5 protein-coding genes are annotated in these 8,373 nt (G+C 45.0%); all 5 read left to right on the forward strand.

Annotated elements, in window-relative coordinates; genetic code table 11:
• On the forward strand, positions 1–2,942 hold a 2,942-nt coding region (locus HMPREF1323_RS09260), incomplete at its 5' end, for a hypothetical protein (protein ID WP_009433735.1).
• Positions 2,927–3,763, forward strand: coding sequence for a hypothetical protein (locus HMPREF1323_RS08435; protein WP_009433734.1), 837 nt, complete (start codon positions 2,927–2,929; stop codon positions 3,761–3,763). The genes HMPREF1323_RS09260 and HMPREF1323_RS08435, both read left to right, overlap by 16 nt.
• A gap of 213 nt (positions 3,764–3,976) precedes the next feature.
• On the forward strand, positions 3,977–5,344 hold the full coding sequence (locus HMPREF1323_RS08440; protein ID WP_044124276.1) for a PKD domain-containing protein: 1,368 nt from the start codon (positions 3,977–3,979) through the stop codon (positions 5,342–5,344).
• 70 nt (positions 5,345–5,414) lie between these two features.
• Entirely contained in the window at positions 5,415–7,049 is a 1,635-nt protein-coding gene (locus HMPREF1323_RS08445) for a hypothetical protein (RefSeq protein WP_198004382.1), read from the forward strand.
• Position 7,050: 1 nt separating this feature from the next.
• The coding region (locus HMPREF1323_RS08450; protein ID WP_009433736.1) for a RagB/SusD family nutrient uptake outer membrane protein at positions 7,051–8,373 on the forward strand (1,323 nt) is incomplete at its 3' end.

Consider the following 8,373-nt stretch of genomic DNA (forward strand, 5'->3'; position numbering starts at 1 on the left):
ACCTCAATAACATCTACCAGCAAGTAGGGGTAGAGTTTAGGCTCTCCGAGAGGGATAGTTTCCAAGCAGAGCTATCGAACGGGCATATCAGGCAAGACCTTAAGAAGCTCCGTGATAGCTACGAAGAGCAACACCCACTCGACAAGGATGAGGTCTGTGTCTTTGTGCTTAGCTCAGAGCTAAGCAAATCATCGAAGCTCGAGGATGTAGAGGGCTTAATGCCTCGCAAGAGTCGTTTCGGCTACATCTTTACAGGCAATAGCCCCAATGGGAAAAGCCTTGCCCGTACCCTAGCCCACGAACTGGGGCATGGCCTCTTCACGCTCCAACATAGCTTCGACGATGAGTACGGAGGTAAGAAGTCACAGGGTGAAACCGCGAACCTCATGGACTACACGATGGGAAGCGAGGCTGTTCAGCTCGCCGCATTCCAGTGGAATATCATCTCTAATCCAGCTCCATTCACAGCACTAGACAGAGATAAGGATGCACACTTTAAATCGGGGGCTGTTCTAACACCCAATCTTGATTTGGTTCGAATTGCTGGATCCAAAACTCTATATGTTTCAGATATCTATGGATTTAAGCCAGTACAAGGTACTTTACCCGGTTTTGGGCTCCCGCTATCAGATAAGACTAATGAATGCTATGCTTGGGATGGTTCTTGTTATCGCTCTACTAGCTCAGATAAGATCTATACTATAGAAAGCGAGGCTTACACAAATGTTCCAGTATATCTGTTCTATAATCTTGATAAGGATTGTGGTAAGAAGGCTTATGTGCTAGTTAGTTACAGTGATTTGTCTGAAGTCTTGGAGCTCAAGAAAAATAAGCAAATTGATGCGGCAAAGAGAGCTCTATTAAGCCTCATACATAAGAAGGAGAATGCTTCTAAGGTTGTAGCATGTATTGATAGCGCTAAATCTCCTGCTCAGGGAGCTTGGACAGAGCAATCTGAGCCTCTAGATTGTAGCGCGGAGGATGTCGTTGCTCTACAGAAGAGCTACCAAGATCACCTAAAGACTAAACTGAGGGGGGATATACAAGAGCTCATTAGTCTTCTAAAGCAATATCGCAATGAGCCTTGTTTCTTTGAACACATAAGTATTGATGTACGTCTTGAGATACTAAGTAAACTTATTCGCTCTGATATTGATGATAGCGTTTGGGAGTTTTCCTTTGGGAAGCTAAGTCTTGGAGATAGGTTCTTCTTGGATAAACTTGTTTTAAGTACACCTAAAATAGATCGTCTTCGTTTGCTCCGAGATGGCTTTATGGCCAATGGAGGGAAGTGGATTGAAATCATCTTCAATAAAAGCAAAGGCTTTTTTAACAATGATGTCACGATAGCCGATATCCTTCCATTGGCAACGGGGCTAGCTTCTTGGATCAAAGAATACTATAAGGAGTTGAATATTCCTATTAGTCTCGGGACTATTCAAAATATTGGACATCCAGATCTTAATGAGTATAGCTATCCCATTGCATCAACCACTCCAATTTGTATAGGCGTACCCAATGACGGGAGTGAAGCTTATTATACTCAACAGAGTGATAGTGGTTACACTTATAAGCTCTTTTTAAGAAGCGCCTTCGAGGGACGACTTGATAGCGGCCAAGCTATTGTTTCTCAAAAGTTCTTAGGTGTTCTAGATCTCACATACTTTACTCCTCCTAGGACATCAATACCTAGAACGCGTCTATTTAATACAGAACTCAATCTTAATCTTTTTGAGCCTGTTATCCTCCTTGCTTCTAGGGACTATAGCGCACTTGGCATTAAAGCTAGGGAGGAGTATGTTGTCCCAGCTTTCTTAGCTGTCATCTACCAACAGCTACTTAATGATAAAGCCTCTTGGGATAAGGTCAGGAGCGCAGGTAACTATCTAGCTATAGGTGCAGCAGTTCTAGCTTCTCCTTATACAGGGGGAGGCTCTTGGGCTGCATATACTACTATAGGGGCTGGATTCGTCGCAGGTATTGATGAAGCTCTCAAGGATGGACGCTTGAAACTCGGTAGTAGTACTGAGTATGATGCAAAGCACAAGGATTTTTATCAAGCCTGGGAGAATTTATACAATACAGCAATGGTGGCTGATGCTGTGGCTAATGCTCCACAGCTAATACGAGCCATTAGTAAGGTGAACCTTATCTATAGGGCGAAGCAACTATGTGAGATTTCAAGGGTGAGGAGTAAAAAGTTCTTCGAATATCTATCGTCTCTAAGATCAATTAAATCTGAGGGATTCGAGAAGCTGTATAAGCAGTATGAAATCATAAAGCTTACGACAAAGATTGAGGCTCCATTCATCTTCAATCCGAAGATAGCGCCACACATCTCAAATGCCCTCGGAAAAGCAAATCTTAAAAGGATTATAAAGTTGAATGCTAAAGCTGCATTAGAAGCCATAACTCCTGCAGAACTGAGCGAGCTCCAAGACTTATGTCGAAGATACCTCCCCGTACCTGAACCAGGAGAAATGCTTCGCAAGGTGATAACTCTAGCTGACGCAAAAAAATACTACCTCCAATATGAGGAAGTACCATCTGTCCAGAAGTTTATAGCGAAAGCTAAGGACTATGAGGTTAGCAGCGCTAAAAACATGATAGAGTACCTAAGGCTAGACTATGAGGGGACAGGCTTTAAGCCCAACGAAGGCTTTGCGATCATTGAATTCCCTTATCCAGGGGAGACCCAAATCATGCATCCATTTGAAGTTCCCAACATTCTTATGGATAATCCAGCTCCTTATACAAATACTGGGATGTCTGGCTCTTCAAGAACCATCATTCCAGAGTATTATCTATCTGAGGGCATCAGCCTACCCCAGGGCACCCAACTAACAATATACGATCAGGCAGGTAGCCAAATACGACAATATGTATTAAAAATAACATCTAAATCAAAAGGAAAAAAGAAATTTACATGGGACGAAAAATAAGGATCTGTGAGTATCAAATCGAATGCTGTTATCCCGAGCAGAGCACAGCATTCTATGCACACTTATGTGAGTTGCTGAAAGACCCATCAAGGGTCGAGCAACTAGTTAAAGAGGGGTATGTAGTCTTTGATCGTTACCTAGATAGCTGGGCTGATAGAGCTCCAGACATAGAGTTCTTGGAAGCGCTGCAAGACCACTTTCTGGAGCTAGAGCGTGAGGGTGAACTATACACCACAGGACATCCAGATCCTTACAAGCTCTTCCTATATCAGCCAGAAGTTACCCCAAAGCTTCTGGCTCAGAGCTCTATTAAAGTGCAAGCAGTACTCGGTCCCCACACGATACGCTATGAGGTCTCTAGAGCCTATATGAATGTGATCTATTGCGACACGAATTTCATCGGTCCCGAAGAAAAAGAGTACCTCATAGAGAGGTATGGAGCGCCTACATATACTAAGGAAAGCAGGGGAGAGCAATACTGTCCAGGAGGGTATATCATCATTCCAGTAGAGGATGTCGATAAGCTCGTTGCCGTAGAGCGCTTTCGAGCACTAGATGACACTGATGAGAAACCAGTATACACGGGTGAAGAGCGGATCTACGAGCTAGACTTGAGGGCACCCGAGGAAAGCGTCTACAAGTACTTCCTAGAGTGTGGAATTATCAGAGAGTATGATCCCGAGAACTTTGCTCCCGAGTATCTATATCCTCCACTAGAGGAAGAGGACACAGAGGAGCAGCGCTCCAAAGGTCGATATTTCCCCTCTTGGCTTAGATCTCTATGTCGTAAAATATCAACGCTATTTCGGGTCGAAGAGTAAGAGTCTTAATGGTCGGTCCTCATTATCCCCAAAACGGTAGAGTGGGCTTCTTTGGATATAGGTATAACAGTACCGCAGGATAGGAATCGAGAACTTGGCATAATTGGCTAGCTTGTATTCCATAACTGATGGGTTCTAACGCAAAGAATATGCAGTCTGTTTCGCTGTTGACTCTTGCCTTGTCTGTGAGTGGACTCTAAGTGCTTTTGTTTTATGAATAATATCAAACGTTTGTTTTGTATGTTTCAGCGATTACTCTTATCTGTCGCAATACTATTGCTCCTTAGCTCTTGTCTCAAAGAGACGGCCGTGCCTATTGCCTCGTCCTTTGAGGTTACGATTGCAGAGGATAAGACCTCTCCGGTGACGGTCAAGCTACAGAACAATAGCTATGGAGCCGACGAGTATGAGTGGACGTTTGAGGGCGGTGTGCCAGCCAGCTCAAGGGATAGAGCTCCCGAGTCTGTAACCTTCACAGAAGCGGGTAAGCATAAGATCCGCTTACGTGTATGGAATGCTGTTGATGAGCGTGTCAGCGAGCAAGTTATCCGTGTGGACTCTGCGATGAGTATTGACTTTGACTATGCTATTGCCATCAATGATATTGCTCCAGGGGTAGTATCTATCAGCAATAAGAGCCGAGGGGGTAGTCGCTATGAGTGGACTTTTGAGGGAGGTAGTCCCAGCTCATCTACAGAGCAATATCCCTCCGCTGTTACTTTTGCGGATGGAGGCACGCATCGCATTCATCTCAAGGTCTTCAATGGCAGTCGTTATGAGGAGCTAAGCAAAAGCTTCACGCTACAGCCCGCCATGCAGGCAGACTTCAACTATGAGCCCATTGCCGTAGACCAAGACTGGGAAGCCCCTTTAACGCTACAGACTCGGAACCTCACCCGTGGAGGACTAAGCTATCGTTGGTCTTGCGAGGGTGCTACGATAGATAGCGCTACTGCTGAGCACCCTTCTGTACGTTTTGAGCGGGCTGGTATTTATCGCCTTAGACTGATTGCAAGCAACGGTAAGGAGGAGAAGGTTATTGAGAAGACATTGACGATAAAGCCCAATAGTGGTCTGGTCTTTCAGCAAGATCTTAAGTTTGGCATTAACGAAGCTAAGAATAGTATCGGTTGCTTCTATTCCTCTCGCTTAGGGGGCGTGTTAACCTCTCAGCGTATCGCACAAGAGAATGTAGGGGCAAGTATTGACTTCGGGTTCTTTGCGTTGAACTCCTCATTCAATTATTGCTATTTCTTCTCTCCTCTTGAGGCACGAGCTAACGCTTTCCCGGCGATCCCCAATGCTATAGCCACTACCTTCATCAATAGCCCATCAGCTATGGGGATCCTAGTCAGTAATGATAGCTTTAAAGCCCTAAATAATGCACAAGCTCTTTCTCGATTTACTCAGTGGGCGGAGCCTAGTAGAAGGCACTTCACCAAAACACAGAACCCACACTTCGTTCTGTTTAGAACCACTGATGGCCGTAGGGGGATTATTAGAGTCAAAGGCTTTGTGGAGGCTGGAGCTCAATCATACATTCTTGCAGATGTCAAGATGGAAAAACGACCAGGAGAATAAGATTATGTCTACGCTACGTACATCAAGGATATACGCCACGATAGCCCTCTCTTTATTCGCAGCTATAGCTATGCTGGCAATTTCACCAAGCTTGAAGGCTCAGAATGTGAATATAGAGGAGGTCATGAGATTCCGGAAGAAGAAGCCCATCAAGATTAGTGGTAGTATTTCGACGAGTGCCTCCTACTTTTCTGCTAAGCCACAGCAAGCACGGCAAAGCTTTACTTATCAAGTGACGGGGGCAGTTAATATCTCTGTGTATGAGCTTTTCAACATCCCCTTGTCTTTTAACCTCAACAACTACGGCTCTAAGTTCAGCTACCCATCTCTTCCTAATCGTCTCAGCCTACACCCCTCCTATAAGTGGATCAAGGCACATATTGGCGATGTGTCGATGACCTTTAGCCCTTATACGATGAGTGGGCATCAGTTTACGGGTTTGGGGCTAGAGCTCACACCCGGGAAGTGGCAAATCTCCGCGATGGGTGGTCGATTATTACGTCGGGTTGACTTCAATCCCGAGTTGCCTAGTATTAGACCAAGCTACGAGCGCTGGGGCTACGGGCTCAAGAGTCGCTATGATGGGGATAAATTCTTCATTGGAGGTACTGTGTTTACGGCTAAAGATAAAGCTGATGTTATCTCTTTTGATGCCGATGCACTTGGTCTTAGTCCCAAAGCCAACCTTGCATTGGGTATCGAGGGAGGACTTAGTCTCATCAAAGATCTGCAGTGGTCTTTTGAGTATGGTCTTAGTCTGATGCAGCAAGACCTCCGCACCAATGCTCGTAAACCTTATCACGCTTTTAAGACTGAGCTTAGCTATAAGCTACTGGGTAATCAGGTCGGTCTTGCTTATGAGCGTATTAGCCCAGACTATGAGACTCTCGGAGCTTACTACTTTAATAATGACTACGAGAATTTAACAGTCAATTACAGTCGAAACTTCTTCTCCGATCAACTAAGCCTAGCACTGAGTGGTGGGGTACAGCGAGATGACCTCTCCGACGACAAGAAAGAAAAGAACAAGCGCTTTGTGGGCTCAGCCAATATCGGCTTCACGCCCAGTGATCGTTTCTCACTGTCGCTGTCGGCCTCAAGCTTTCAGGGGCATCGTAATATCAAATCCAGTTTTGATTATATCAATCAGCAGATGCCCTATGAGAATCTTGATACGCTAAACTTTGTACAGCTCAACAACAGCCTTGACCTCAACATGAACTGGCAGGTCAAGAAGAGTGAAGCACAAAACCATAGTCTTTCGGCGAGCATAGGCTATCAAGAAGGTGCAGATAAACAGGGCGGATATATTATGCCAGGTAAGCTCACTCGCTTTCTTAACCTATCCAGCAACTATAGCATTGACTTTTCAGCACTCAAGCTTGCTATAAACTTTGGTGTTAATGGGAGCAACAACTATGCTCTTCGTAAGAATATGTTCACTGTTGGCCCTATGCTTAATCTCAATAAGCGTCTTTTGAAAGATGCGATGAGTATGGGGCTAACATTATCTTATAATCAAACGCACGATGAAGGGGTGCTACAGGCTAGCATATTCAACCTCCGCTATCAAGCGAGTTATCGCTTCCTCAAGCGACATAGCCTAAATGCAAGTTTATCTTATCAGAGTCGTTCTTTCCATAACCTACAGACTCCGAGAAGCTCCTCTATTACGAGTCAAATTGCCTATAGTTTCTCATTCTAGAATGTCATTCACCTATATGCACCTAAGTACATTCATTAAAAGCTCTTGCCTAGCCATCTTTTGTAGCCTTTTGTGGGCTTGTGAGAAGGAGCAACCTACGGGAGAGATACATCCTCAGATACAGAATGCCTATCAGAATAAAGAGGAAGCTCAGGCTGCTGTCGATGTTTTGTATCATCTTGGCTATCCCTCCATCTCCCTAGAGGCCGATGCCAATGAAGGTCTCCCCTTAGCTTGGTCTGTTTATCTCTCGGGACTTATTGAGAGTGAAGCTAGCGAGGGCTATTATCCCAATCTACATCAAGGGAAGGTGAGTAGCCCTAAGGTAGAAGAGCTTAGCAAGAAACTATACACGAGTTATTTCGACGCTATTGAGCAAGCCGATACCATTATAGCGCGCATAAATGACAGTCCGTCTGTGAATGCCCAAGATCGGGAGAGACTACAAGGGGAGGCTAAGTTTTTCCGAGCCCTTAATCGTTTTTCCCTACTTAGAACATTTGGAGCTCACCCTACAGCTCGTACCAGCCCAACATCAGAGACAGAGGCCACTCTTTATTCTTTAGTCGTTAAAGATCTTCAAGATGCTATTGCTCGCTTGCCACATAAAACATTTATCGAGAATAAATCTCGAGTTAGTGCCTTCATTGCTCGAGCTCTTTTGGCAGAAGTTTATATGCAGATGAGTGGCTTGCCACTGCGAGAAAACAAGTGGGCAGAAGCTACCGCTATCTTGAGACCTATCTTAGCATCGGGGAAGTATCAACTTACAGGGCATGGCTCCAGTGAAGACTTATCTGCCTACAATAAGTTGCGCCAGAACCCTATGGCTCCAGAGTATCTGCATACTTGGCAGGTAAAAGAAGGTAGATCACGGGCTATTTTCTCTTTCCCTAGCAAGGCGAAGGGCTGGAGTAATGTGCAGACCACTGTTGCCTTTAATGCTTACCAGCCCAGCAAGCTACTGCAATCGTTCTATTCAGAAGAGGATATACGAGCAAAGGATAGACAATATTTCCACTCCTTCTTCAAGGTCCAAGAGGGTAATAAGACTGTCTTTGAGGTCTTTGACCCTGCTCCCTACTTTTGGCTCACCGGAGAGGGAGAACACCTCTCAGCACCAAAGGTAAATCAGCTAGGAGTCTATCGCTATTCAGAGATACTGCTCATGTTTGCTGAAGCTCTTTGCCAGTCTGAGGCTACTGTGCGGGAAGAGGCTGTTGATGCCCTCCTAGATGTACAGTTGAGAGCTATGCCACATCTAAATAGAGAAGAGGCAAAGGCAGAGTTGATGGCTCTGGGCATAGATGCCTTCTTGCAAAAA

The organism is Porphyromonas sp. oral taxon 279 str. F0450 (assembly GCF_000292995.1).
Lineage (GTDB): Bacteria > Bacteroidota > Bacteroidia > Bacteroidales > Porphyromonadaceae > Porphyromonas > Porphyromonas pasteri.